The organism is Dactylosporangium sp. CA-233914, assembly GCF_050942935.1.
GTDB lineage: Bacteria > Actinomycetota > Actinomycetes > Mycobacteriales > Micromonosporaceae > Dactylosporangium.
The window spans coordinates 2,504,670-2,529,072 of sequence record NZ_CP192030.1 but is presented as its reverse complement, the minus strand read 5'-3'; the positions used below and the strand labels follow the sequence as shown (position 1 = coordinate 2,529,072).

Here is a 24,403-nt window from a genome sequence, read left to right as displayed (position 1 = left end):
TGTGCGAGCCGGATCAGGCGTGGGTCGCGACGCTCAGCACGCGGTCGGTCAGGGTGGGGTCGGCGCGCAGCTCGGCGGCCGAGTGGGTCGCGGCCACGACGCCGTCGGCGAGCAGCGCCACGCGGTCGGCCACCGCCAGCGCGTGCTCCGGCTGCTGCTCGACCAGCAGCACCGTCAGGCCCGCCCGGGCCAGCTCGGCGACGACCGCGCGCACCCGGTCGGCCAGGTCCACCGCCAGGCCCTCGCACGGCTCGTCGAGCAGCAGCACCGTCGGCTGGGTCAGCAGGGCCCGGGCGATCGCCAGCATCTGGGCCTCGCCGCCGGAGAGCTGGTCGCCGCGGTTGCGCTTGCGCTCCTGCAGGCGCGGGAGCAGCTGCAGGACCCGCTCGACCGTCCACTCGCCGCGGCGGCGGGACAGGGTCAGGTGCTCGGCCACGGTCAGGCTCGCGAAGACGCGGCGCCCCTGCGGTACGAGCGCGATCCCGGCCCGGGCGACGCGGTGCGCGGGGCGGCCGGCCAGCTCGGCCCCGTCCAGCGTCACCGCGCCCGCCTTGGGCTTGACCAGGCCGCAGATGGTGTGCACGAGCGTGGTCTTGCCCGCGCCGTTGCGGCCCAGGACGGCCAGGGCGGTGCCGGTCGGGACGGTGAGGTCCACGCCGTGAAGGACGGTGCCGCCGCCGTATCCGGCGTGCAGGCCCTGGACGGTCAGCGTCACGACGTCGCTCCTGTGATTCCCGCGTACGCGGCCTTGACCTCCGGCGAGCGCCGCGTCTGCTCGACCGTGCCGGTGTGGACGTGGCGGCCCGAGTGCAGGACGGTGACATGGTCCGCGAAGCCGTACACCAGGTCGAGATGGTGCTCGACCAGCAGCACCGCCACGCCCTCGGGCAGCGTGGCGAGCAGGCCGGCCAGCAGCTCGACCTCCGGCGGGGCCAGGCCCGCGGCCGGCTCGTCGAGCAGCAGCAGCGCCGGCTCGCCGGCCAGCGCCATCGCGAGCTCCAGCTGGCGGCGCTGGCCGTGGGACAGCGAGCCGGCCTTCGTCGCGGCCACGTCCGCCAGGCCGACCGCGGCCAGGTGATCGCGGGCGCCCGGACGCAGCCGGCCCCACGGGCGGCGGGCGGCCACGAGCACGTTGTCCAGGGCCGTGAGCGTCGACCAGACCGCTGGATGCTGGTGGGTACGGCCGATGCCCAGCCGCGCCCGCCGCGCCGGCGACATCCGGGTCACGTCGCGGCCGTTGAAGCGGATCCGGCCCGACGTCGGGCGCAGGGCGCCCGCGACCAGGTTGAGCAGCGTGGACTTGCCTGCGCCGTTGGGGCCGATCAGGGCCCGGCGCTCGCCGGGGGCCAACTGCAGGGCAACGCCGTCCAGGGCGGCCAGGTCACCGTAGCGGCGGCCGAGGTTCTCGACGGTCAGGATCATCGCGCCGCCCCCGTCGTGGTCTCGTCGATCGGGGCCCGCTGGGCCGGGATCGGCGGCGGGGCGGCCGGGCGGCGCCGGCCGAGCCGGGTCAGGAACGACAGGGCCGCCCGGTCGCCGAGCAGGCCGTTGGGCAGCAGGTACACGCAGGCGATGAACAGGATGCCCAGCAGGAGCGGCGCGTGGCCGGCCTCGGCGAGCCAGTCCCGCGTCGCCACCACCAGGCCCGCGCCGACCAGCGCGCCGACCATCGACGTGGCGCCGCCGATCACCACGGCGAGCAGGATGAGCGCGGCGACGTCGAAGGCGCCGTCGCTCGGGGAGACGTACGAGTTGACCGTCACCAGCAGCGCGCCGGCCACGCCGGCCAGGGCGCCGGCGACCACATAGGCGACGGTGAGATAGCCGTTGACCGGATGGCCGCTGGCCTTCATGCGCCGGACGTCGTCGCGGGTGGCCCGCAGCAGCGCGCCCGCGGGCGAGCGCAGGGCCAGCAGGACGGCCGCGACCAGGACCGTGACGACCACCAGAGTGTAGAGGTACACCGCGGAGTCCGTGTCCAGCTCGGCCAGGCCCGGCAGCGGCGTCACCTTGGCCAGTGCCACCATGCCGTCGGTGCCGTGGGTCAGCGACTTCCAGCGGCCGGCGACCGTGGACGTCAGCTCGCCCAGGGCCAGGGTGATCATCAGGACCACCACACCGCGGGCGTAGACCACCAGCGGGGCGGTGATCAGGGCGAAGAGCGCTCCGGTGCCGGCCGCGGCGAGCAACTGCAGGATGCCGAGGTCGACGTCGTGCTGGATGAGGATCGCGGTGGTGTAGGCACCGACGAGGTACGGCGCCGTCTGCCCCAGCGTCGGCAGCCCGGCGACGCCGGTCAGCAGGGCCACGGTCACCGCGAGCAGGCCGACGATCAGGATGCGGGTGAGCATCAGGTTGGCGTACTCGTTGAGCGTCCAGGCGAACGACGCGAGCAGCCCGAGCACGGCCGTCGTGACGAGGGCCAGCAGCCACTTCATGCCGACCGTCCCGAGGGCAGCAGGCCGCGGGCCCGGGCGGCCAGGGCGATCGCCATCGCGCCGAAGAGCACGAAGGGCGCCGCGGTGGAGAAGTTGGTGACGCCGACAGTCTGGATCTCGCCGACCGCGATGGCGGCCACGAGGGCGCCGGCGATCGAGCCCATGCCGCCGAGGACGACGACGACCAGGGAGAGCATCAGCACCTCGTCGGCGGTACGCGGCCCGGGGCCGATGATCGGGGCGCCGAGCGCGCCCGCGAGGCCGGCCAGGGCACCGGCTCCGGCCAGGACGCTGGTGCGCACGGTGAACGGCGAGACGCCGAGCATCGCGACCATGTCCCGGTCGTCGACCGTGGCGCGGACCAGGTGCCCGGCCCGGGTGCGGGTCACCACCAGGCCGAGCGCGGCCGCGATGAGCGCGGCGACGACGATGAGCGCGAGGCGGTACCCCGGATAGCTGTGCCCGGCCAGGTCGACCGGCCGATCGAGCACCTTCGGCACGACGACCGGGAGGTTGTCCCTGCCGAAGATCGCGGTGAGCCGGTCGCCGACCACCAGCGCGACGCCGAAGGTGAGCAGCGCCTGGGCGAGGTGGCCGCGACCGGCCAGCGGCACGAGCATCACGGAGAGCAGCGCGCCGCCGAGGGCCGCGGCCGCGGTGCCGACCAGCACCGCGAGCGCGAGCGAGCCCCAGCTGCCGTCGCTGATCTTCGCGGCGGCGTACGCGCCGAACGCGAACAGCGTCCCGTGCGCGAGGTTGAGCACGTCACCGACGCCGAAGGCGAGGGTGAGCCCGGCGGCGACGACGAACAGCAGCAGGCCGTAGGCCACGCCGTCGACCGCCGGGATCAGGTACGTTTCCAAGGAACTAGGAGCCGACCGTCGCGAGGTCCTGCACCAGCACGTTGGCCAGCGCACGGCCGTCGTTGCGGACCTGACGCAGATACCACTTCTGCACCGGCGCGTGGGTCTTGGCGCCGAACTGCCACTGGCCGCGCGGGCTGGAGATCTGGCCCAGCTTGCCGATCTGCTCGTTGATCGACTCCGACGTCGGGTTGGCCCCCGCCGCGCCGATGGCCCGGTCGAGCACGGCCGCCGCGTCGTAGGAGGCCATCGCGTACGTCGTCGGGGTCGCGTCCGGGTAGGCCTGGCGCCAGGCGGCGACGAACTTGCGGTTCTCCTCGTTGTCGAGGTCGGGCGAGTAGTTGCAGACGGTGAAGACGTCCTTGGCGGCGTCGCCCTCGGCCTGCAGGATCGAGCCCTCGGTGACGAAGGCGGCGTAGAGCGGGATGTCCTTCACGTCGGACTGCTTGTACTGCTTGACGAAGTCGATCGCGGCCTTACCGGCGTAGAAGGTGTAGACCGCCTTGGCGCCGCTGGACTTGATCTCGTTGAAGTACGGCAGGAAGTTCGTGGTCGCCGGGAACGGCGTCCACTTGGTCTTGCCGCCCGGGTTGGCCAGCTGCCCGCCGATCTTGGCGAACTCGTCGGTGAAGCCGCCGACCTCGTCCCAGCCACCCTGGTAGTCCGGGCCGATCGCGTAGACCGGGCCGTTGACCTTCTCCTTGATGTACTGCGCGATGGACTGCCCCGGGTCCGACGACATGAAGCTCGTCATCCACACCCGGCTCAGGTCGTCGAGCTTCGGCCGGCCGTTGGAGCCGACCAGCGGGATCTTCGCCTGGTTGAGCATGTCCGCGACGGCGGCGACCGAGCCACCGCCGACGATGCCGGTCACCGCGACGACCTTGTCGTCCTTGACGAGCTTGGTCGCGGCCGGAACGGCGGTGGCCGCGCCGTCGCCCTCGTCGGCGATCCTGAGGTCGATCGGGTGACCGCCGAGCTTGCCGTCGTGCGTCTTGAGGTACAGCTCGAACCCGTTCTTCAGGTCCGTGCCGACTGCCTGGTAGGTGCCGGTGATCGCGCCGAGGAAACCGATCTTCAGGGTGGACGCCGCACCGGCACTGTCGGACTTGTCGTCCTTGGCGCACCCGGCGCCGGCGAGCACCAGGCCGGTGGCCAGCGCGATGCTGACCAAACGTCGTGGCAGGAACATTGTTCTCCTTGAGGGGTTATCGGCGAGCCCCGGCGCGCTGCGCGAGGGCATGCTCGGTCACGGCGACGAGGATCTCCTTGGCCGACGCGCGCGAGCGCACGTCGGCGTCGAGCATCGGGACACCGCGGTGCACGGCCAGGGCGTCGCGGATGTCCTCGAGGTGGTAACGCGCGGCACCGTCGAAGTTGTTGACGGCCACCACGTAGGGCAGGCGACGGTTCTCGAAGTAGTCGATGGCGCCGAAGCAGTCCGCCAGCCGCCGTGTGTCGGCGATGACGACGGCTCCGATGGCGCCCCGGCACAGCTCGTCCCACATGAACCAGAACCGCTTCTGGCCGGGGGTGCCGAAGAGGTAGAGGACCAGGTCGGAGTACAGCGTGATGCGGCCGAAGTCCATCGCCACCGTCGTGCTGCCCTTGTCGGGCACCAGGCTAGCGTCGTCGTGCGCCAGGCTGGCGGCGGTCATGACGGCCTCGGTGGTCACCGGCGGGATCTCGGAGATCGAGCCGACGAGCGTGGTCTTCCCCGCACCGAAGCCGCCCGCGATGATGATCTTTACGGCGGTCGGGCGCCCGCGCCGGTGCGGATCGCTCACGACGGGCCCCGCACCGCGGGGGTGAGCGCTTCGCCGATGCGGTTGGCGAGCTCGGTCATCTCGTACGAGACCTTGCCGACGTCGGCGTAGGGCGAGGCGAGCACGAGCAGCGACGCGCCGTCGCTGAAGGCCATGCAGAACATGAAGCCGCCGTCGAGCTGGGTCACGTTGGAGATGACCTGGCCGGCGTCGAAGAAGCGGGCGGCGCCGGCGAGGAGGGCGACGAGACCGCTGCCGGTGGCGGCCAACTGGTCGGCCCGGTCCCGGGGCAGGGCCCGGGTGTGGGCCAGCACGAGACCGTCGGTAGAGATCGCCAGCGCATGGCTGACGTCGGGGGTGCGGCTCGCGAAGCTATCCAGCAGCCAACCGAGATTACTCGGGTCGGTCACAGACGTGGTCCTCTCCAGCTGTTGCAGGTGTATCCCAACGGTTCCCCCCGGAGCCGATCAGCCTTGCGGGCGTCGGTTCGCGACGCCACGTGCGTATGCCGACATCGCCGCCGCCACCTGCGAGGGGTCCCGCTTGGGCGTGCCCGTCTGGACCGGCGCGCCGGGGCGCTGGGCCGGCTCGGCCGCACCGGGCACCAGCTGGCGGCCGGCCGCGCGGACCGGCAGGCCGGCCGCGGTCGTCGTGCTGACCTCCGGCGTCGCGGCCGCGGCAGCGGCCTTCCAGCCGGCGTCGGCGCCGGACTCCCAGTTCAGCGGCTCGGCGATGGCCGCGGGCTCCAGGCCCGGCGGCGTCTCGGTGCGGAACCAGCCGTTGACGGACTGGAAGATCGGCAGCTCGATCTCGTCGTCGGCGCTGGCGAGGGCCGCCGGCACATCGGGCTCCGGCAGCGGCGGCCACATGCCGGGTCCGGGCGGGGCCGGGGGCGGCGGCAGCTGTATCGCGGGCTGCTGGATCGTCTGCGCCATCGACGCGGACGGGTAGCCGGCCCCCACCGGCTGAGCCGGCCGGTCCGCCGGCTGCATCGGCTGGATCGGGGCCAGCTCCTGCGTCGCCCACTGCTGGGCCTGGGCCGGCACCTCGAACAGGCTCGGCTCGCTGGGCCGCTGCGGCGTGAACAGGTCGTTGGGGCGCCCGCCGTTGCCATTGCCGTTGCCGTTGTGCCCGTGCTCCGCAGGGACGGAGACCGGCGGCAGCTGGGGTCCCCGCTCCGATGCCATGATCGGGCGGAAGACATCCTTGGGGATGACGATCTCGGCGAGCGTGCCGGTGTGCTGGCCGGGGCGCAGCTGGACGGTGATGTTGTACCGCGCGGCGATGTGCCCGACCACGGTCAGACCCATGGCGCGGACCGCGGCGATGTCGATCGCCGGCGGCTGCGAGAGCAGCTGGTTGAGCTGGTCCCGGCGGGTCGGCGACAGGCCCACGCCGACGTCGACGATCTGCACGATGACCCGGTCACCCAGGCCGCTGGCGGTCACCCAGACCTCGGACTCCGGCGGCGAGTAGCCGGTCGCGTTGTCCAGCAGCTCGGCGAGCAGGTGCACGATCTCGTCGACGGCCTCGGCGACGACCGCGACGTCGTCGTCGACGCTGCCGAAGCGGACCCGCACGTAGTGCTCGATCTGCGAGATGGCGGCCTGCAGGACCTTGCCCAGCGGCGCGTCCTCGCGGCGGACGCGGGCGGCGCCGGAGCCACCGAGCACTAGCAGGCTCAGGTTGATCCGGGCCATCCGGGTGGCCAGGTGGTCGAGCTGGTAGAGCTCCTGCAGCCGGTCCGGGTCGGTCTCGTCGCGCTCGACCTTGTCGACCTGGGCCAGCACCGCGTCGACCAGTCGCTGCTCGCGGCGGGACAGGTGGACGAAGATCTCGGCGACGTTGGAGCGCATGACGGCCTGCTCGCCTGCGATCTTGACCGCCTCGCGGTGGACGGCCCGGAAGGCCTGGGCCACGTCGGCGACCTCGTCCGAGCCGGCGACCACGAGGGTCGAGGACGCCCGGTCGGCGACCTCGTCCGGGTCGACGGTGCCGGGCGCGGCGGCGCGCAGCTCCGCCACGACGGAGGGCAGCTGGTCGTAGGCGACCGTCCGCGCGGCGTCCTGCAGGTAGCGCAGGCGCCGGGTCAGGCGCCGGGCCACGTAACTGGTGAGCACGATGGCGACGAGCAGGACGATCGCCACGCCGGCGCTCTGCAGCGCGGCCTGGGTCATCTGGTCGTCGTGCACGACCTCGACGGCCTGCTCGACGTCCTGGTCGACCTGCTGCTCGACCCCGTAGAGCAGGCCCTCCCAGCCGGACATCGCGTTGATCCAGGCGGCCGCGTCGAGCTTGAGCGGCGTCCCGGTCGCGGTGCGGCCGACCTGGTCTTGCTGGCGCTGGGCGGTGACGACCTGGTCGCCCATGCCGGCCTGCTCGTACCAGGTCCGCCACTTGGCGGGGGCGAGGGAGTTGAACGCGACCGTCTGCTCCGTGAAGCTCGTGCGGGTCGCGGTGATCTCCTGCTGCAGCGCGGGGGTGAGCTCGCGGGCGGCGATCGCGCGGAGCACCGCGGCCTGCTGCTGCCCGACGGCCTCGGCGGCGCGGGAGAGGGCGGCGGCGGCGCGGATCTCGTCGGCCAGGTCGGTCGGGGCGCCGGAGCGGGCCACCGACTCCCGGTAGTCCAGCAGGTCGGCGATGAGGATGCGGTAGCTGAACGCCACCGCCGAGACCGACGCTTGCTTGCCGTTGCGGACCTGCTCGCGCAGCTTGGTCAGGGAGTCCAGGCCGGTGTCGATGCGCTTGAGCGTCTCCGAGTCGCCGCCGCCCGACAGGCCCTTGCGCTGCTGCTGGTAGATGCGGACCGCGTCGTCGGTCAGCATCGTCTGCTGCTGGAAGGCGTCCTGCTGGGTCGCCTCGGTCTTGAGTACGACGTTGACGGCCGCGGCCCGCTCGCGCTGCAGCGCGTGGGCCAGACCACCGGCGTCGGTGGCGAGCGCGGCGAGGTCCTGCAGGGTGCGCGCCCGGTTCACCTCCTGCACGGTGGCGATGAAGGCGACGCCGGCGAAGACGATGACGGCGACGAGCGGCAGGGCGACGATGAGGCGGAGCTGATCGACGATGCGTCGGCCGGTCCGCTGTCCCGGGCGTCGCTCCTCGGCGCCGCGGCGCGGAGGCTGCGGCTGCTCACGGCGGGCGAGTGCGGCGGTATGGCGAGTTGGCCGACGCTCGGGGCTCTGCCGCGGGTCGCGACCCTGCCATTGGGCGGGCACGGGCAGCGAGCTCTGGCTTTGGGTCACGAAAAGTCCCCGCAGGCATCCGAGATTGACAATGCAGTTCGATGCGGCCCGAACGGCACGGGCGGAGGCCCAATATCCCGTCGGTCGCATCGACGTTGTGCACAATCACAGAGCGGCCGATCCGTGTCAATACCGACGTACGTGATCGCGCGACGATCGCCCCATTCCAGCTCATCCGTTCGCCGCGACTTAGCCAACCCGTACGGACCCAAACGGCTGCACCGGACGGATTTCCGACTGATGTCTTCCGATATGAGCAACGCCGGTGTGATGTTAACTTTACGCTGCCGCAATGATCACTGAATGCGTTGTCGACAGTACGCGCAGTGAGTTATTGTCGCGCAGAAATATGTTTTGCCGACAATGTTCATGCGCAGGCAAATATCTCACCGGCTTGGGCCGGCCGCTCCCGCGACACGCGGAGGCGGCCCGCGAAGCCCGGCCGCGCTACGCCCGTGCTCGACCCGGAGAAACGGGTCTGACCAGGGCATTTGTCCGCGATCGGGGGCCCGATACCGGCGCCAGCCGCAGCTGTGCGCGTAGGCGCGCCTCGGCGAGCAGCGGCTGGGCCACCCGCGGTGCCCGGGCGATCTCCGCAGCGGCCAGGCCACCGGCCGCCGTCTGCACTGCGGGCATGATCACGATCCGCCCGACCGGCAGCCCGATCGCGTCCTCGGCCTCCGTGTGCTCGGCGCCGCCGAGCACACGGCCACGAGCCCGGGCGCCGCGACGGACCGGGTGGCCCGCGGCACGGCCCCCGGCGGTTTCGGCCATTCGGCCACGCCGCCCCGGTCTCACGCGCGACCGTAGGGGTGACGATCCAAGGAGGAGACATGGCTTCCGACGCCGTCACACTGATCATGAACGACCACCGGATCATGGAGCAGCTCTTCGAGCGGCTGGAGGCCGCGGAGGGCGACCTGCAGGTGCTGCTCGACGAGTGCGCCGCCCGGCTGACCGCGCACAGTCACGCCGAGGAGCAGAAGGTGTACCCCGTGCTGGCCGAGCTGGACGAGCAGGCGCGCCAGGACGCCCACCACGGCGCCGACGAGCACCACGACGCCGAGCGGCTCCTGCACGACCTGCAGCGCATCTCGCCCGAGGGCCCGGACTTCTTCGACCGCCTCGAGAACTTCATCGCCACCGTGCGCCGGCACGTGGAGCACGAGGAGACCGTGCTGCTGCCGGCCCTGCGCGCGTCCCTGACGCTCGAGCGGCTGGAGGAGATGGGCGCGGCGTTCCAGGAGGTACGCGCGGCCGAGCTTGCGGTGGCCGGAATCCGGGTGTAGTCGCGGGGTCGTCCGTGCTTGCCGATTGGCTGCCCTTCGGTACAGTCGGGCTGGTCATGGTCAGTTTCGGCGGCCTCATCGGGGACCCTGTCGGGGCGGCGCGCCTGAGCGACCTGCCCGTGGGGCGCTCACCCGTGCAGACCGCGAACCACGTGGTGATGCTCGTCAGCGCTGGGCAGGGCACGCACGGGCTGGACTTCGTGACGTACGCGTGCCGCCCCGGAACCCTGGTGTGGGGCCGCCCGGGCCAGGTCCACCAGTTCGGCGGCCAGGCCGGCTTCGACGCCACCGTGCTCGCGTTCTCCCCCGCCGTCCTGCCCGAGCTGCCGCTGCCCGAGCTGGTCGCCGACCCGTTCGCGCCTGCCTGCTGGCAGCCGGCCGGCGAGGACGAGGACGCGATCGTCGCCGAGATCGCGCAGATCGGCGTCGACCAGGTCCGCTACGGCGGGACGCCCTTCGGCACGACCCTGCTCGCCCACTCTCTGGCCGTATTGCTTATGCGCATCGCGGCGCTTGCTCCAGCGCCACGGCGAAGCCCGGCAGATTTACTTATAGGGCAGCTGCGGCGGGAGCTTGAGCGGGAGGTGCGCCACCGCCGGGTCGAGGACTACGCTGAGCAGCTACGATGCTCGGTTCGGACCCTGACCCGGGCCTCGCTCGCCGTGACCGGGCGCAGCGCGAAGCAGCTCATCGACGAGCGGGTAGCGCTGGAGGCCAAGCGGGTGCTCGCGACCAGCAGCCTGCCGGTGTCCGACGTCGGGCGGCAGCTCGGGTTCGAGGAGCCGACCAACTTCGGGCGGTTCTTCGCCCGCGAGACCGGGCAGTCGCCGGGGACGTTCCGGGCGGCGCTGCGGCGCTCGCCGGTGCCCCGGGTGCCGCACCAGCGTTCGGCCCTGCCCGGGCGGCTCACCCCGCGCACCGCGTGAGCTTCTCGGGACCGTACCTACCGCTGAGCCAGGTTGCCTCTCACCGGAGCCCACACCCGCCGCACCGACGGACGCTTGAGCAGCCCATTCTGACGTCGACTCTGGCGATACGCGGGCCTCCGCCCGCCAGCCGCAGCGGGTGTCCGCCAACCCGCACCCTCAGCCCGCAGCGGGCATCCACCGACACCCCGCGCCCGCGCCTGTCAACGGTCAGGACGAAGCGCCCGAGCCCACCAGCCTGCCAGCCTGCCGCGCGTCCGCGTTGCGGCAGTGCGAGCCGCTCAGCATGGTCTGGGCTCACGTCGGTCCGGTGCGCGGGGTGGCCAGGTCGGCGACCAGGGGGACGGCGGAGGCTCAGCTCCGCCTGGTGACGACATCACGGTCACACTTCGGCGGCGACCGTGCTCCCGCTCCCGCTCGCCCCCTACCGCCCGAGGCGGCGAGTGCGGGGAGCCACGGACCCGGGGCCGGCCATGGTGGTGTCGTCGAGCCATGCGGCCAGCGGCTGCATTCAGGCCGCCTGGTGCTCGATGGCGACGGCCGGCGCGATACGAGGCGCGGATGACGAGGCGGACGCTGCCCGCGAGCAGAACGTGGTGGCCTGGTCGAAGGACAATTCGGCGGCGGCGAGGGATGCGCCCGTGGTGCGGGGGGCCGGTGGGTGGCGGGCGCCGGGGAGGCGGGCGGTGGCGCGGCGTCGCCGGAACGGCTTGGCCGCTGCGGTGCTGGTAGCGGCGGCGTGGCATCGCCGGAAGGGATTGGCCACTGCGGCGGTGGTAGCGGCGGCGTGGCATCGCCGGAAGGGCCTATCCGCTGCTGCGGCAGCGGTGACGCGGCGTCACCCGACCGGCTTGGCTGCTGCTGCGGTGGTAGCGGCGGCGTAGCACCGCCGGAAGGGCCTATCCGCTGCTGCGGCGGCGGTGGCGCGGCGTCGCCGGAACGGCTTGGCCACTGCGGTGCTGGTAGCGGCGGCGTGGCGTCGCTCGACCGGCTTGCCCGCTGCGGCGGTGGGGGCGACGCTATGGATCGAGAGCACGACGGCTGAACGGGCCGAGGGCGCGGTGGCTGGACGGGTCGGGGGCGCGCCGGCGTAGATGCGGGCCGGGAACACGGCGGCAGCGAAGGGCTTGGCGAAGGCTCTGGCGATGGCGCACGGGACACCGGCGGCGACGGTGGCCTCGGTGACTGCGCAAGCGATGCTGGCGGCGGCTGCGATGCTGGGGCGGCAAGGCCGTGGGAGCGCCACGGCCCGGGCGGGGCGGGCGCGGCGGGCGCGGACGGATCACAGCTCGGGTCGAGCTGGGTGGCCGGCCCTCCAGAACCAGGCCGGATCACGGGCGCTCGAGAACCAGGCTGGGTCACGGGCCCGCGAGAACCGGGCTGAGTCACGGGCAAGCGGGAATCGGACTGGACCACCGGACCGCCTGAGTTCGGCTGGGTCACCGGACGGCGGGAGTCGGACTGGGCTGCTGGACAGCGCGGGTTGGGTTGAGGCTCTGGACGGTGGGGGCTGGGCTGGGTGGCCTGCGAGCGGCGATGGGCGGCTCGGGCATCCTGTTCAGCCCAATGGGCGGTGATCTCGGCGGTGCGGGCCTCCAGGTCCAGGCGGGCCAGACGCTCGGCATGGCGCGCCTCCAAGCCTCGACGGCGGGCCGCCGCGAACTCGGCACGGACTGCACGGCGGTGGGCCACACGACGGTTGTGCTCGGCCAGCATCGCGTCAAGCCGGCTACGCCATTCCGTCTGGGCGGCTGCGGTCAGCACCTCGGTCATGAGCAGAACCTAGAACAGGGGTACGACAAAATCCGCTGAGCAGGGGAAACGGTGGCCCGGCCGGTGCCAAGCGGGCGACCGCGCGGATCTTGAACCATCGGCGGTCGTTCCAATTCGCGGCGCGAAGTGTCCGACTTGCCGGCAGCTGCGAGCGCCCGTCGACAGGCGCTTGGCCATCGGTCGTCAGCCGCGACGCCGAAATACGCCTCGGCACGGCTGGGGGGCGCGCATCGGCGGTTCGAGCGGCCGCAATCCTGGCCCGTTGCCGAACCGAGGTAATTGCCCGAATTGCGTGGACCCAAAGCGCAACCGGACGGTGCGATCAACGCAACGGAAAGGAGCGAAGAACGGCCGGGCGGCGACAATTTCCTGCGGCTATTGCGACAATTCTCATATGCGAAATGTCGGATATGTCGCGACGCGGAGCGCCCGACATATCCGGTATCAGCACCAGGACCAGCCAGGCGTCACGGGGTGATCCGGCACTCCGCGGGCTTGGCCGGGGTCGATGGCGGCGGCTGGTCGGCGTCCAGCTCCAGGGCCGCCTCCTCGCGGCCGAGGAACGGCACCAGCGTGAAGTACGCCAGGGTCGGCAGCAGCTCCGGCAGCTGCTCGACGCGGCCGGCCGCGACGTAGCGGTACACCGTGGCGTAGATGCCGCCCACGATCGTCTCCACCAACTCCTCCGGCATCGGCAGGTCCGACGCGCGCGGGGCCTCGGCGAAGAAGCGGTCGAAGCGGCGCAGCATCTGGGCGCGCTCGTTGCGGCCGTGTGGGCCGGCGGCGTCGATCTCGACGATCGCCATCGTCGCGAAGGCCGGCAGCTCGGCCAGGACCTGGAGCATGACGCGCAGGGCGGCGCGGGTGCCCTCGCGCCAGCCTGGCTCGGCGCGATACGCCTCCTCCATGATCTTGAACAACAGGTCGGCGCCGTGACGGTAGGTCGCGATCAGGGCGTCGTCCTTGCCGGCGAAGAGGGCGTAGAACGCGGGCCTGGTCACGCCTGCGGCGCGGCAGATGTCGCTCACGGTGGCGTTGGCGTAGCCCTTCGCGGCGACGGTGTGCACGAGGGCGTCGTAGAGGCGATCACGCTGGTTGGCGGCGACTACCTCGGGCGGGACCCGGCTCGGGCCGCGCTTGATCGCGCGGGCGGGGTCGCGGCCCTCGCGCGCCCCGGGCAGCGGGGTGAGCGGTTGTCTCGCCATCGGTCAAGTATCGATCGAGGTCCCAAACCGTGCCCATCACGGCTCAGCGACCTGAGCCGATCATGGGACATCGGCCGCACCGGGTGGCGGGCGGGCGGGGGGACAGGGCACAGTATCCGCGTGTCCTCGTCCGCCCAGTTGGCCAACGCCGTGCACGGCGCGCGGGCGCTGTCCGCGCAGGGTGACAAGCGGGGCGCCCTGGCGCTGCTCGACCAGGCGCTGGACGCGGCGGCGCTGACGCTGGGCTCCGACGATCCGGACGTGCTCGCGGCGACCGCGCAGCTGGCGCGCTACCACGTCGAGATCGGCGAGCTGGGCGACGCGCGGCGGGTGCTCGAGGAGGGGCTCGCGGCCGGGCAGCACCGCCTCGGCGACGGGCACGGGGTGATGCTCAACCTGTCGTTCGAGCTGGCCCGCATCGCCGACGAGCTCGGCAACGTGTTCGAGGCCAAGCGGCGTTACAATCAGCTGGTCAGGTTCGGCCCGCAGGCGCTCGGCGACGGGCATCCGAGCGTGCGGGCGGCCCGGGAGTATCTGGGGCTGCCCGACCCGGCCGGCGCCGCCCACGCGAGCGCTCCCCCGCCGCCGGCGTTCGCCCCGGTGGTGAGCCCGCCGCCGTCGTTCGCCCCGGTGAGCCCGAGTCCCGCGTACGACCCGGTGAGCCCGGCACCCGCGTACGACCCGGCAGGCCCGACGACCGCGTTCCACTCCGGTGCGAGCCCCGCGACCGCGTACGACTCAACAAGCCCGGCGACCGCGTACGACCCGGCGAGCGCGCCGCCCGCGTACGACCCGGCAGGCCCGGCGACCGCGTCCCACTCCGGTGCGAGCCCCGCGACCGCGTACAACCCGGCGAGCGCGCCGCCCGCGTACGACTCAGCGAGCCCGGCGACCGCGTTCGACCCGGTGGGCCCCCCGCCGCTGGGGCCGCCGCCGACCTTCGACCCGGTCACGCCGCCACCGCCGTCGCAGCATCCTCCGATCTACCGCCCCGAGCCGCGCGAGGACAACTACGCGGCGTACAAGGACGAGGACGACGACGAGGACGACTACCAGCCGGCGCCGTGGCAGCGGGCCGCGCCGGGAGTGATGCAGCGCGCCTCCTACCAGCCGGCGGCCATGCCAGTCACCGCGCCGCCGCGGCCGGTCGGCGACCCGCCACGGCGGCGCCGCTCGCCGCTCGCCGCCATCCTGGTGATCGTCGCGGTCGCGGTGCTCGGCGGCGGTGTCGCGGCGGGCATCGCGTTCGTGATGGCCAGCAAGGACGGCGGAGGCAACGAGCCGGCGCCGGGGCCTACGGTCGCCGCGCCCGAGCCCGGGCCGGTGTCCCAGGCGCCGTCCGCGCCCGCCCCGGCCGGCAACACCCGCGCACCGGGCGGACTGGCGCTGCGGGACGACAAGACCAGCGTCACGCTCACGTGGAAGGACCCGACGAAGGGGACCGTGCCGTTCATCGTCGCGGGCGGCACCCAGGGCACGATGCGCGAGCTGCAGGGGCTGCCGGCGGGCACCGCGAAGTACACCATCAACGGCCTGAACCCCAAGCTCGACTACTGCTTCACGGTCGCCGCGGTGTACGGCACGCAGGACGTTCAGCTCTCCGACCTGGCCTGCACCAAGCGTCAGTGAACCATCCACCACCGTCCGTAACCACGGGTATCGCCCACCCATCGACCGGAATATGATGGGCGCCGGTTTCGGGGAGGGGGCCGGGAAGGTGACGAGATGCGCCTGAATCTGCGCTCGGGCAAGAGCGGCGGGCTGATCACGCTCGGCACCATCGTGGCCCTGGTCGCGGTGCTGGGCCTGACGCTCTACGGCACCGGCGCGGCGAACCACGCCGTGGCGAGCTTCGACGTCAGCGCCTGGCTGTGGAGCAACGACAAGGGCGAGCTCGCTCGGGTCAACGGCGTCACCGGCAAGGTGGACACGCGCACGAAGATCACCGATGCGCAGGGCCACACGATGCAGGTGACCCAGAGCGACCGGTTCGTCATCCTCCGGGACCTCAACACCGGCAAGGTCAGCGTGCTGGACCTGTCGAGCCTGAGCCTGGGCGCGACCACGCAGTCGACGCCGGGGCTGGGCGTGACGGTGGCCGTGCACGACGACACCGCGTTCGTCATCGACACCGTGCAGGGCCAGGTCCGCCAGCTCGACCCGATGACGCTGCTGCCGGTCGGTGAGACGCTGAGCTTCCCGCCGGGCATCTCCGGCGGCACGTTCGACGACAGCGGCAAGCTGTGGCTGCTCGTGCCGTCCGAGGGCACGGTCGTGGCGATCGAGGCGGCGCCCGCGAAAAAGGCGTCCCCCGCGGGCGGGCAGGGCGGCGGGTTCACCGGCGACCCGGTGAAGGTGAAGACCGTCGGCGTGGCCGACCCGAGCCACGACCTGGCGCTGTCCATCCTCGACTCCGGCGTGGCCGTGCTGGACAAGACCGCGACCACGCTCACGACGCTGCGCGGCGACACGGTGAAGAAGGTGCCGCTGAAGCTCGACGGCGAGGGCGCGATGCCGGGCCGCACGGTCGGTGGCGAGGTGCCGGTCACGGTGGTCGACGGCGCGCACGTCTACGTCGTCAACAACGACAAGGTCAGCGACTTCGCGGTGCCGGGTGACAGCCCGCGGCTGCAGCCGTGCGTGGCCTGGTCGGGCCGGTTCTACTGCGCCGACGACGCGACCGGCACCGTCTACGTGCTCGACTCGCAGGGCAAGGCCCTCGACCCGATCCGCATCCAGGGCGGCGGCAAGCCGCTGGAGATCGAGGTCCGCGAGGACCGCATGTTCATCAACGCGCCCGGCGGCTCGACCGCGCGGGTCGTGGACGACAAGAACCACGTGACCACCGTCGACAAGTATGCCAACGACGTCCTCGGCGGCGACGCCCCGCCGGCCCCGCCCCCGCCGCCGCCGAGCAAGCCGCCGGTCGGGCCGCCCGGGGCGCCCGCGCGGGTCAACGCCGTCGCCGGCAACCAGACCGCCCGCGTGACGTGGACCGCCGCGCCGCCGAACGGTGCCGCGATCACGAAGTACGTGGTCGAGGGCGACGGGCAGCCGCCGCACGAGGTCGGAGCGAGCCAGCGGGCGCTGGACATCACGGGGCTGACCAACGGGCAGACGTACAAGTTCACGGTCTATGCGGTCAACGCCAAGGGCAGCGGGCCGAAGAAGGCCGCGAACCCGGTGGTCCCGACCCGTGACGTGCCCGACCCGCCGGCCAGCGTGGCCGCGGTGGCCAACCCGGACGGGACCGTCGCGGTGACGTGGCCGGCCGCCAACGGGCAGGGCCACAAGATCACCAAGTATGTCGTCACGACCGTCGGCGGCGGCGAGTCGAAGACCTACGAGTCGGCGCAGCCGCAGTTCACGGTGCCCGCCGGGGAGCTTGCGTACGGCACCCAGGTCGCCTTCAAGGTTGCCTCGATCAACGACATCGGCGCCAGCTCCGAGCAGTCGCCGCTGAGCCCGTCGGTGGTGCCGTTCAACAAGCCGGGCGCGCCGACCGCGCTGGCGGTCAAGGCGTCGCAGACCAAGCGCGGCACGGTGGTGGCGACCTGGAAGGCGCCGGCCGACAACGGGGCGTCGCTGAGCGGCTACGAGGCGACCGTCAACGGCACCAAGATGAACATCGACACCGCGCTCACCCACGAGTTCGGCGGGTTCAAGGACGCCGAGCACGTCACGGTGCAGCTGCGGGCGGTGAACAAGGCCGGCCAGGGCGCGGTCACCAGCGCCGCCGGGGACACCCTCGCCCAGCCGAAGATGAGCGTCACCGGCAGCAACGCCGGGCTCAACTCGATCACCGTGACGTTCACGGCCACCGACGGCGGCGCGCCCGGGACCTGCCGGCTCGACGTGGCCGGGGCCGGCGGCACGCAGGGCAACTGCTCCGGGTCGCTGACGATGAACGGGCTGTGGCCCAACACGGCGTACAGCTACACCGTCTCCATCACCAACGGCGCCGGGATGGCCGCAACCGGGACCGGGTCGGCGAGCACGCCGGTCTACAAGGGCACCGTCGTGTGCACCGACAACAGCTACTGCGGGCACGGCGCGAAGGACGGCGGCATCTGGGTGTACAAGACGCCCTCGCAGAGCGGCGCCTCGGTCGGGGACGTCTACGCACCCGACAGCTACGTCGCCGTCTGCCAGACGAACACCAGCGTGAGCATCAACGCCGAGCCGTACGGCGGCAAGAAGAGCACGCAGTGGATCAAGATCCAGTTCCAGGGCGAGAACTACATCCCCTACGCCTGGTTCAATCTGCCCAGCGGCACGGGGCCGCTGAAGCAATGCTGATGGAGCACCGTGATCTCGGCTGAACAGTCCTTCGAACAACCGGGCAGGGAACCCCAGGGTCCCCCGAGCAACGAGGAGGTCAGCGCGGCCGCCGAGCTGGTGGGCCGGCTCGCGCGCAACGTCGAGTCGATCGTGCTGGGCAAGCCGCACGTGGTGCGGCTGACGATGGCCGCGCTGCTGGCCGAGGGGCACGTGCTGCTCGAGGACGTGCCCGGGGTCGGCAAGACGACCCTGGCGCGGGCGCTCGCCGCGAGCGTGCAGGGGCAGTGGCGGCGCATCCAGTTCACGCCCGACCTGCTGCCCTCCGACGTCACCGGCGTGACCATCTTCAACCAGGCGACCCGCGGCTTCGAGTTCCACCCGGGGCCGGTCTTCGCCAACATCGTCATCGCCGACGAGATCAACCGGGCCTCGCCGAAGACGCAGTCGGCGCTGCTGGAGGTCATGGAGGAGCGTTACGTCACCGTCGACGGCGTCCGCCACGGGGTGCCCCGGCCGTTCCTCGTCGTCGCCACGCAGAACCCGATCGAGATGGACGGCACCTACCGGCTGCCGGAGGCGCAGCTGGACCGGTTCCTCATGAAGCTCGCCGTGGGCTACCCCGCCGAGGAGGTCGAGATCGAGGTGCTGCGCGGCGCGGTCAGCCGCTCCCCCGAGGCGCTCGACCCGATCACCGACACGCAGGTCGTGGCCCAGCTGGTGCGGCTGGCCCGGCGGGCGCACATCGCCGACCCGCTGCTGGGCTACGCGGTGAAGCTCGGCAACGCCACCCGCGCCCACCCGCAGGTCCGCATCGGGGTCAGCCCCCGCGGCGTGATCGCGCTGACCCGGGCGGCGAGCGCCTACGCGCTCACCGACGGGCGCGGCTACGTGGTGCCCGAGGACGTCAAGGCCCTCGCCGAGCCGGTGTTCGCGCACCGGCTGGTGCTCTCGCCCGACGCCCAGGTGCGCGGCGTGGCCCCGGCCGACGTGGTGCGCCAGGTGCTCGACACGGTGCCCGTGCCGTCCCCCGTCGCGGCCTGAGCCGATGCGCCTCACCGCTCGCGGGGCCGGGCTGTGCGCGGCGGCGGCAGCCCTGCTCGCCGTCGGGCTGATCTTCGGCTACCGGCACCTGGTCGTGCTCGGCACCGCGTGCGTGGCATCGCTGCTGTTCGCGGCCGGATACGTCTGGTGGCGCCCGCGCCTGACCGTCTCCCGCGGCGTCGAGCCGGACCGGGTCATGGGCGGCGAGTCCAGCACGGTCACGCTGCGCGTGGGCAACACGAGCCGGTTTCGGGGCGCCACGCTGGTCGCGCACGACCGGTGCGGGCCGGCGTCCGTGCCGGTCCCCCTGCTGCGGCTGCGGGCCGGCGGCGAGACGACCGCGCAATACGCGGTGCCGACCGCCCGCCGGGGCGTGGTCGCGATCGGGCCGCTGCGCGTGGTGCGCCGCGACCCGCTCGGGCTGATGGCGCTCGCGCGCGGTTACGGCGGCACGGCGCAGGTTTGGGTGTACCCGCGGGTGCACCGCCTCTCCGCGGTGCCGACGGGCATCACGCGCTCGCTCGACGGGCGCGACGACCGGGTGCCGCACGGCACGATCACGTTCGACACGCTGCGGGAGTACGTCGTCGGCGACGAGCTGCGCCGCGTGCACTGGCGCACCTCGGCCCGGGTGGGCGAGCTGATGGTGCGCGAGCAGCTGGACACCAGCCTGCCCCGGTTGGTCGTACTGCTCGACGACCGCCGGGCCTCGTATCCGGACCCGGAGCTGTTCGAGTCCGCCTGCGAGGCCGCGGCCTCACTGGTCATGGCGGCGTTCCGCGAAGAGCTGCCGATCGCGCTGCGCCTGCTCTCGGGCCGCCACGCCGCGGGCAACGCCACGCGCGACTACCTGGACCTTCTGGCCGAAGCCGAAATATCCGACATATCCGAAAAATCCATCGAGGAGCTCCGCACCCGGCGCGCGGGCGACACCCTCGTCTACCTCACCGGCGACCCCGACCTCTCGCGCGTGAGTGCGCTGAAGACCGCCTACCCAACGCTGGTCGCCGGCGTCTTCGGGGAGGCTGCACCGGCGCTGGAGCGGGTCGTCGTGCTCGCCGTGCGCGACGGCACCGAGTTCGCCGCCGCCTGGGACGGGGTGCGGACGTGGTGAGGCGCCTGTTCGTGCCGGCCGCGCTGCTCGGCATGCTGGTCCTGGCCGGTCTCGCGCTCGCCCCCATCTACAACGGCACCCTGCTGCCGTTGCTCACCACGGTCGCCGCGGCCGCCTCGGTACTGATCAGCGTCGCCGTGCGCCGGCTGCCCGCCTACACGGCCGCGCCGGCGTCGGTGCTGGGCCTGGCCGGCATGGTGTACGTGACCGTGCGGGTCAGCGCCCAGGCCGGCCAGATCCCCGGCGCCGTGCCGGACGTGGCCCGCGAGGCGCTGCGCAACAGCATCCCGCGCCTGCTCACGGCGCTGATCCCGATCGAGCCGCAGCCCGACACCGTGCTGCTGCCGGTGATCGTGACCTGGCTGGCGGGGCTCGCGGCGGCCGAGTGCGGCGTGCGGTACAACCGCGTATTGCTCTCCTACACCGCGCCCACGGCGCTGTTCGGCGGCGCGCTGTACCTCGTCGGCCCCGACACGACCGCCGCTCGCGCGACGACGTGGATCCCGCTGGCGTACGCCGCGTTCGCGATCCTCGGGCTCATCGCCAGCGCCCGGCCGGACCTCGGCGGCGACACGCTCACCGGCGCCCAGCGCCGCACGCTGGGCCTGCGCGTCGGCGGCGGCGCGGCGGCCGGCCTCGCGGTGATCGTCGTGCTGTCGCAGCTGCTCGGCCCGACCGTCGCCGAGCAGGGCAACGACACCCCGGTCGACCCGCGCAACTACGTGACCCCGCCGCAGTTGGACGCCCTCGACGAGAACCCGCTGGTACGGCTGTCGGGCTGGAACCTCAACAAGGACCAGCACCTCTTCGACGCGGTCGTCACGCCCGGCCCGGACGCACAGCCCGAGCCGCTGATCCGCCTCGCGGTGCTCAACGACTACGACGGGGTGACCTGGCGGATCGGCTCGGTGTACCGCAACGCCGGCCGCGTCCTCGGCCGCTCCGACGGCGCCGGCCCCGAGGTCACCCAGACCATCACGATCGACGAGCTCGACGGCCGCCTGCTGCCCGGCATCGCCACCCCGGAGCGGGTCGAGGGCGTGCGCGTGGCCTACGACGCCGAGACCGGCACCGTGGCGCTCGCCGACAGCCTGCGCAAGGGCCTGACGTACACCGTCACCTCCCGCCAGCGGCCCCGCCCCGACGACCAGGCGCTCTTCGCCGCCGAGGTCCCCTCCCCCGAGGAGGCGGCCCGGTTCGTGGCGCTGCCGGGGAAGGTGCCGGACTCGATCGCGCAGCTCTCGGCGCACCTCGGCGAGGGCGTCTCCAACCCGTACCAGCGTGCCTTCGCCATCCAGCAGTGGCTCGAGGAGCACTACAAGCTCGTCGCGGACGCGCCCAGCGGGCACGCGTACCCCAACGTCGAGCACTTCCTCTTCGGCAGCAAGCAGCTCGGCGGTCAGAAGGGCACCTCGGAGCAGTTCAGCGCCGCGTTCGCCGTGCTGGCGCGGCTGGCCGGCCTGCCGACGCGCGTGGTCGTGGGCTTCGGAACCCACAAGGGCCAGAAGGCGGTCCGCGGCGCCGACGCGATCGCGTGGCCGGAGGTCGAGTTCAAGGGCTTCGGCTGGGTGGCGTTCGACCCGCTGCCGAAGTCCGACACGGTGCAGCGCCCGGTCGAGGACGACTTCCGCCCGAAGGCGCCCCCGTCGCAGCCGCCGCCGCAGTCCGTCCCGCCGCCGTCGGTGAGCGCCAGCCCGCCCGCGTCGCACTCGGCCGGCCCGTCCGCGGCCGCCGCGCCCCGGTCGGAGGACCGGACGACGCTGCTGGCCGTCTCGGCCGCCGCGGCCGCGTTCCTGCTCGTCGTCGCCTATTTCGCAGCAGTACCGCTGGTGCTTGCCCGACGCCGCCGACGCCGCCTGAGCGAGGGCCCGCCGGCCGTGCGCATCGACGCCGCCTGGAACGAGGTGCTCATCGGCCTGCGCCAGGCCGGGCGACCGGCCCCGCCGCACCTGAGCGCGGGCGAGATCGCCAGCTACGCGCGCAACGCCGCCGAACCGCGCGCCCACGCGAGCGCCCGCACCCTGCGCCCGGCGGTCCCCCCGGTCGACGAGCTGGCCGCCCTGGTCAACGCGGTGGCGTTCGCGACCCCGGCGGCCGGCCCCGGCGAGCCCCAGGCGGCCCGGGCCACGGCCCAGGCCACGGCGTACGTCGACGACCTGCGCGCCCGCCGCCCCTGGTGGCGCCGCCTGCTGTGGACCCTCGACCCGCGCCCCCTGAGGTGGCACCGCCGCCGCTGAAGTTACCGCCCGGCCGCGCGGGGTTCCACTGAGTCACATCGGTGTGATTCGGCTCGGCACGGCGCCGTGGGCGGACCGGCAGGGCCATAGGATTCCGGCATGAACGTCTCGCAGTGGCTGCTCGACGGCGATCCGGCGATCCGCTGGCAGGTGCTGCGGGACCTCGTGGGCGCGCCGGCCGAGAAGGTCGCCCGCGAGCGGGGCCGGGTGGCGTGCGAGGGATGGGGCGCCCGGCTGCTCGACCGGCAGGAGGCGGACGGATCGTGGGCCGGCGGGGCGTACGCGCCGCGCGGCTACGACTGGCCCGAGCAGGCCACCGGGCAGCCGTGGACGGCCACGGCGCACACCCTCGCGCTGCTGCGGGACCTCGGCGTGGACCCGGCCGACGAGCGGGTGGCCTGGGCCGTCGAACTGGTGCGGGACAACGTGAAGTGGGAGGAGGGCGGCCAGGACTTCTTCGCCGGGGAGGTCGAGCCGTGCGTCAACGGGCTCACCGTGTCCGTCGGTGTCTACTTCGGCATCGACGTCTCCGGCATCGTCGAGCGCTTGCTGCGCGACCGGCTCGCCGATGGCGGCTGGAACTGCTGGGCGCCGACCACGGCCTCGTTCGCGTCGACCGTCAACGTGCTCGAAGGGCTGCTCGCGTACGAGCGCGCAACCGGCGTCGCCATCGCCGAGCGGCGGGCCGCCGAAGAATACCTGCTGGAGCGGGGCCTGTTCCGGCGCAAGCGGACCGGCGACGTCGCCGACTCCGCCTGGCTCGAGTTCTCCTTTCCGGCCCGGTGGCATTACGACGTCCTGCGGGCGCTGGAGTATTTCCGCACCACCGCGGAGCCGCCGGATCCGCGGGTTTCTGAGGCTCTGGACATCGTGCGGTCGAAGCGGTCGCCGGACGGGACCTGGCCGCTGGAGAACACGCACCCCGGGGACGCGCACTTCCACCTGGAGGGCCCGGACGGGGCGCCGAGCCGGTGGAACACGCTGCGGGCGCTGCGGGTGCTGGGCTGGGCAGCCGGTCAAAGCAGCGGCAGCGAGCCCGTCACCGGCGCAAGGGCGTCCTGCCGGGCCGGGCCGATCGCGCAGCAGGTCGCCGTCCCGGCGGCCACCTGGGTGCGGCCCGCGTCGTGAATGACCTCGACCGGAAGCCCCGCCTCCTCGGCGGCGGCGACCACGAGCCCGAGCGTGTCCTCGTCGGGGACCTTGAGCACCACCTTGGGCTGGCCGGCGCGCCACCAGTCCGCGAAGGCCGGCCGGGCCTGGTTGCGCATGGCCGCGCCGACCGCCGCGTGCGCCGCCTGGGCGGCGATCTTCCCCTTGCCCATGCCCAGGTCGGTGCGCATGACGATGACCAGCCGGGTTTCGCTCACCCGCGCACCCTACAAGGCGATGTCGAAGCGCTGCATGAGGATCGGGGCGACCAGGACCGCGCCGGCGAAGATGGCCACCGTGGCGAAGACCGTGCGCAGGAAGACGGTCTCGGTCTTGTCTCCCGCCGTCAGGGCGATGCGGTGCGGCAGGCCGAGGCAGCGCCACATGCGCCGGCCGGTCGGGATCGGCCACAGGATCGGCGAACCGTGCCGGGTGATCATGTCGCCGAGCAGGTGGACCAGGCCGCCGACGCCGACGGCGACGCCGAGCAGCGGATAGCCGCGGTCGCCGGGCAGGCGCTCGTAGACCACGAAGGCGGCGCCCGCGGCGGCCAGGGTGACGATGACCCAGCCCGCCCGCTCGGCCCACTTCTCGAACAGGCCGCGCAGGGCCAGGGCGAAGGCGACGAAGAGCACGCCCATGACGGCCCATTTGCCGTACGCCTCGCACAGGGCGAGGGTGCCGTAGCCGACGCCGACGTTGAACACGATCGTGTGGGTCAGCGTGCGGTGGCCGTTGCGCCGGGGCGGGTCGTGCTTCATGCGGGTGAGCTTGTAGACGCCGAGCGAGAACTTCTCGATGCACTCGGCGAGGAACAGCGAGATCACGCCGAACGTGTGCGCCACGGTCGCGCCGCCCCGCCCGGTGGTGACCCGGCCGGAGAGGTCGAGGTCGGGCAACAGCGCACCGCCGGCGCAGATCGCGGTGCCGACGGCGAGCTGTAGCGGCGTCTGGTGGAAGTGCGCGAGCTGATCCAGCGCGAGCGAACCTGTCAACCAGACGGCCGCCCCGGAAAGCGCATGCGACGAGCCCATCATGACGCATGACTATCCCATGTGGACCATCATTCGTACATAGGA

22 protein-coding genes are annotated in these 24,403 nt (G+C 72.9%); 9 read left to right on the top strand and 13 right to left on the bottom strand.

Annotation, left to right across the window (positions count from 1 at the left end):
• Positions 1–13 precede the first annotated feature (13 nt).
• From ACQPY0_RS11630 to ACQPY0_RS11590, 9 genes are all read right to left on the bottom strand, one after another.
• A complete protein-coding gene (locus ACQPY0_RS11630) occupies positions 14–715 on the bottom strand; it encodes an ABC transporter ATP-binding protein (protein WP_432987743.1) in 702 nt (233 codons plus the stop codon).
• Positions 712–1,422: an ABC transporter ATP-binding protein gene (locus ACQPY0_RS11625; RefSeq protein WP_432987741.1), complete on the bottom strand. Its 711-nt coding sequence runs from the start codon at positions 1,420–1,422 to the stop codon at positions 712–714. The genes ACQPY0_RS11630 and ACQPY0_RS11625 overlap by 4 nt, the downstream gene beginning before the upstream one ends.
• Complete coding sequence (locus ACQPY0_RS11620; protein WP_432987738.1) at positions 1,419–2,438, bottom strand: branched-chain amino acid ABC transporter permease; 1,020 nt, start codon at positions 2,436–2,438, stop codon at positions 1,419–1,421. Before ACQPY0_RS11620 ends, ACQPY0_RS11625 begins: the two co-directional genes overlap by 4 nt.
• The gene (locus ACQPY0_RS11615) at positions 2,435–3,301 is read right to left on the bottom strand and encodes a branched-chain amino acid ABC transporter permease (protein ID WP_432987736.1); all 867 of its coding nucleotides are present in this window, start codon (positions 3,299–3,301) and stop codon (positions 2,435–2,437) included. The genes ACQPY0_RS11620 and ACQPY0_RS11615 overlap by 4 nt, the downstream gene beginning before the upstream one ends.
• A 4-nt stretch (positions 3,302–3,305) precedes the next feature.
• The gene (locus ACQPY0_RS11610) at positions 3,306–4,493 is read right to left on the bottom strand and encodes an ABC transporter substrate-binding protein (RefSeq protein WP_432987734.1); all 1,188 of its coding nucleotides are present in this window, start codon (positions 4,491–4,493) and stop codon (positions 3,306–3,308) included.
• A gap of 16 nt (positions 4,494–4,509) precedes the next feature.
• The gene (locus tag ACQPY0_RS11605; RefSeq protein ID WP_432987732.1) at positions 4,510–5,088 is read right to left on the bottom strand and encodes a GTP-binding protein; all 579 of its coding nucleotides are present in this window, start codon (positions 5,086–5,088) and stop codon (positions 4,510–4,512) included.
• Complete coding sequence (locus ACQPY0_RS11600; RefSeq protein WP_432987730.1) at positions 5,085–5,477, bottom strand: roadblock/LC7 domain-containing protein; 393 nt, start codon at positions 5,475–5,477, stop codon at positions 5,085–5,087. The genes ACQPY0_RS11605 and ACQPY0_RS11600 overlap by 4 nt, the downstream gene beginning before the upstream one ends.
• Before the next feature lie 57 nt (positions 5,478–5,534).
• Positions 5,535–8,309 (bottom strand): sensor histidine kinase, encoded by a 2,775-nt coding sequence (locus ACQPY0_RS11595; protein ID WP_432987728.1) that lies wholly within the window; start codon positions 8,307–8,309, stop codon positions 5,535–5,537.
• A gap of 447 nt (positions 8,310–8,756) precedes the next feature.
• A complete protein-coding gene (locus tag ACQPY0_RS11590) occupies positions 8,757–9,083 on the bottom strand; it encodes a hypothetical protein (protein ID WP_432987726.1) in 327 nt (108 codons plus the stop codon).
• 59 nt (positions 9,084–9,142) lie between these two features.
• Here ACQPY0_RS11590 and ACQPY0_RS11585 point away from each other — a divergent pair, with 59 nt between their 5' ends.
• Positions 9,143–9,598 carry a hemerythrin domain-containing protein gene (locus ACQPY0_RS11585; RefSeq protein WP_432987724.1) on the top strand — a complete coding sequence of 152 codons (456 nt, stop codon included), beginning with the start codon at positions 9,143–9,145 and terminating at the stop codon, positions 9,596–9,598.
• Positions 9,599–9,654: 56 nt separating this feature from the next.
• On the top strand, positions 9,655–10,524 hold the full coding sequence (locus ACQPY0_RS11580; protein ID WP_432987722.1) for a helix-turn-helix domain-containing protein: 870 nt from the start codon (positions 9,655–9,657) through the stop codon (positions 10,522–10,524).
• 511 nt (positions 10,525–11,035) lie between these two features.
• Here the strand turns inward: ACQPY0_RS11580 and ACQPY0_RS11575 are convergent.
• Positions 11,036–11,290 carry a hypothetical protein gene (locus ACQPY0_RS11575; protein ID WP_432987720.1) on the bottom strand — a complete coding sequence of 85 codons (255 nt, stop codon included), beginning with the start codon at positions 11,288–11,290 and terminating at the stop codon, positions 11,036–11,038.
• 770 nt (positions 11,291–12,060) lie between these two features.
• Between ACQPY0_RS11575 and ACQPY0_RS11570 the strand changes: the two genes are divergently transcribed.
• Positions 12,061–12,336 carry a hypothetical protein gene (locus ACQPY0_RS11570; protein WP_432987718.1) on the top strand — a complete coding sequence of 92 codons (276 nt, stop codon included), beginning with the start codon at positions 12,061–12,063 and terminating at the stop codon, positions 12,334–12,336.
• A gap of 428 nt (positions 12,337–12,764) precedes the next feature.
• Here the strand turns inward: ACQPY0_RS11570 and ACQPY0_RS11565 are convergent, their stop codons facing one another.
• Entirely contained in the window at positions 12,765–13,502 is a 738-nt protein-coding gene (locus ACQPY0_RS11565) for a TetR/AcrR family transcriptional regulator (protein WP_432987716.1), read from the bottom strand.
• A gap of 120 nt (positions 13,503–13,622) precedes the next feature.
• Here ACQPY0_RS11565 and ACQPY0_RS11560 point away from each other — a divergent pair, with 120 nt between their 5' ends.
• From ACQPY0_RS11560 to ACQPY0_RS11535, 6 genes are all read left to right on the top strand, one after another.
• Complete coding sequence (locus tag ACQPY0_RS11560; RefSeq protein ID WP_432987714.1) at positions 13,623–15,131, top strand: tetratricopeptide repeat protein; 1,509 nt, start codon at positions 13,623–13,625, stop codon at positions 15,129–15,131.
• Between the two features lie 96 nt (positions 15,132–15,227).
• The gene (locus ACQPY0_RS11555) at positions 15,228–17,801 is read left to right on the top strand and encodes a fibronectin type III domain-containing protein (RefSeq protein ID WP_432987712.1); all 2,574 of its coding nucleotides are present in this window, start codon (positions 15,228–15,230) and stop codon (positions 17,799–17,801) included.
• Between the two features lie 96 nt (positions 17,802–17,897).
• Entirely contained in the window at positions 17,898–18,824 is a 927-nt protein-coding gene (locus tag ACQPY0_RS11550; RefSeq protein ID WP_432995184.1) for an AAA family ATPase, read from the top strand.
• 4 nt (positions 18,825–18,828) lie between these two features.
• Positions 18,829–19,938 carry a DUF58 domain-containing protein gene (locus ACQPY0_RS11545; RefSeq protein WP_432987710.1) on the top strand — a complete coding sequence of 370 codons (1,110 nt, stop codon included), beginning with the start codon at positions 18,829–18,831 and terminating at the stop codon, positions 19,936–19,938.
• Positions 19,932–22,175 (top strand): DUF3488 and transglutaminase-like domain-containing protein, encoded by a 2,244-nt coding sequence (locus ACQPY0_RS11540; protein WP_432987708.1) that lies wholly within the window; start codon positions 19,932–19,934, stop codon positions 22,173–22,175. The genes ACQPY0_RS11545 and ACQPY0_RS11540 overlap by 7 nt, the downstream gene beginning before the upstream one ends.
• Positions 22,176–22,274: 99 nt before the next feature.
• Positions 22,275–23,303 (top strand): hypothetical protein, encoded by a 1,029-nt coding sequence (locus ACQPY0_RS11535; protein WP_432987706.1) that lies wholly within the window; start codon positions 22,275–22,277, stop codon positions 23,301–23,303.
• Here the strand turns inward: ACQPY0_RS11535 and pth2 are convergent.
• Both pth2 and ACQPY0_RS11525 read right to left on the bottom strand, forming a co-directional pair.
• Positions 23,192–23,542 (bottom strand): peptidyl-tRNA hydrolase Pth2, encoded by a 351-nt coding sequence (pth2, locus tag ACQPY0_RS11530; protein WP_432987704.1) that lies wholly within the window; start codon positions 23,540–23,542, stop codon positions 23,192–23,194. The two genes, ACQPY0_RS11535 and pth2, sit on opposite strands and share 112 nt — an antisense overlap.
• Positions 23,543–23,551: 9 nt before the next feature.
• Positions 23,552–24,361: a metal-dependent hydrolase gene (locus ACQPY0_RS11525; RefSeq protein WP_432987702.1), complete on the bottom strand. Its 810-nt coding sequence runs from the start codon at positions 24,359–24,361 to the stop codon at positions 23,552–23,554.
• Between the last annotated feature and the right edge of the window lie 42 nt (positions 24,362–24,403).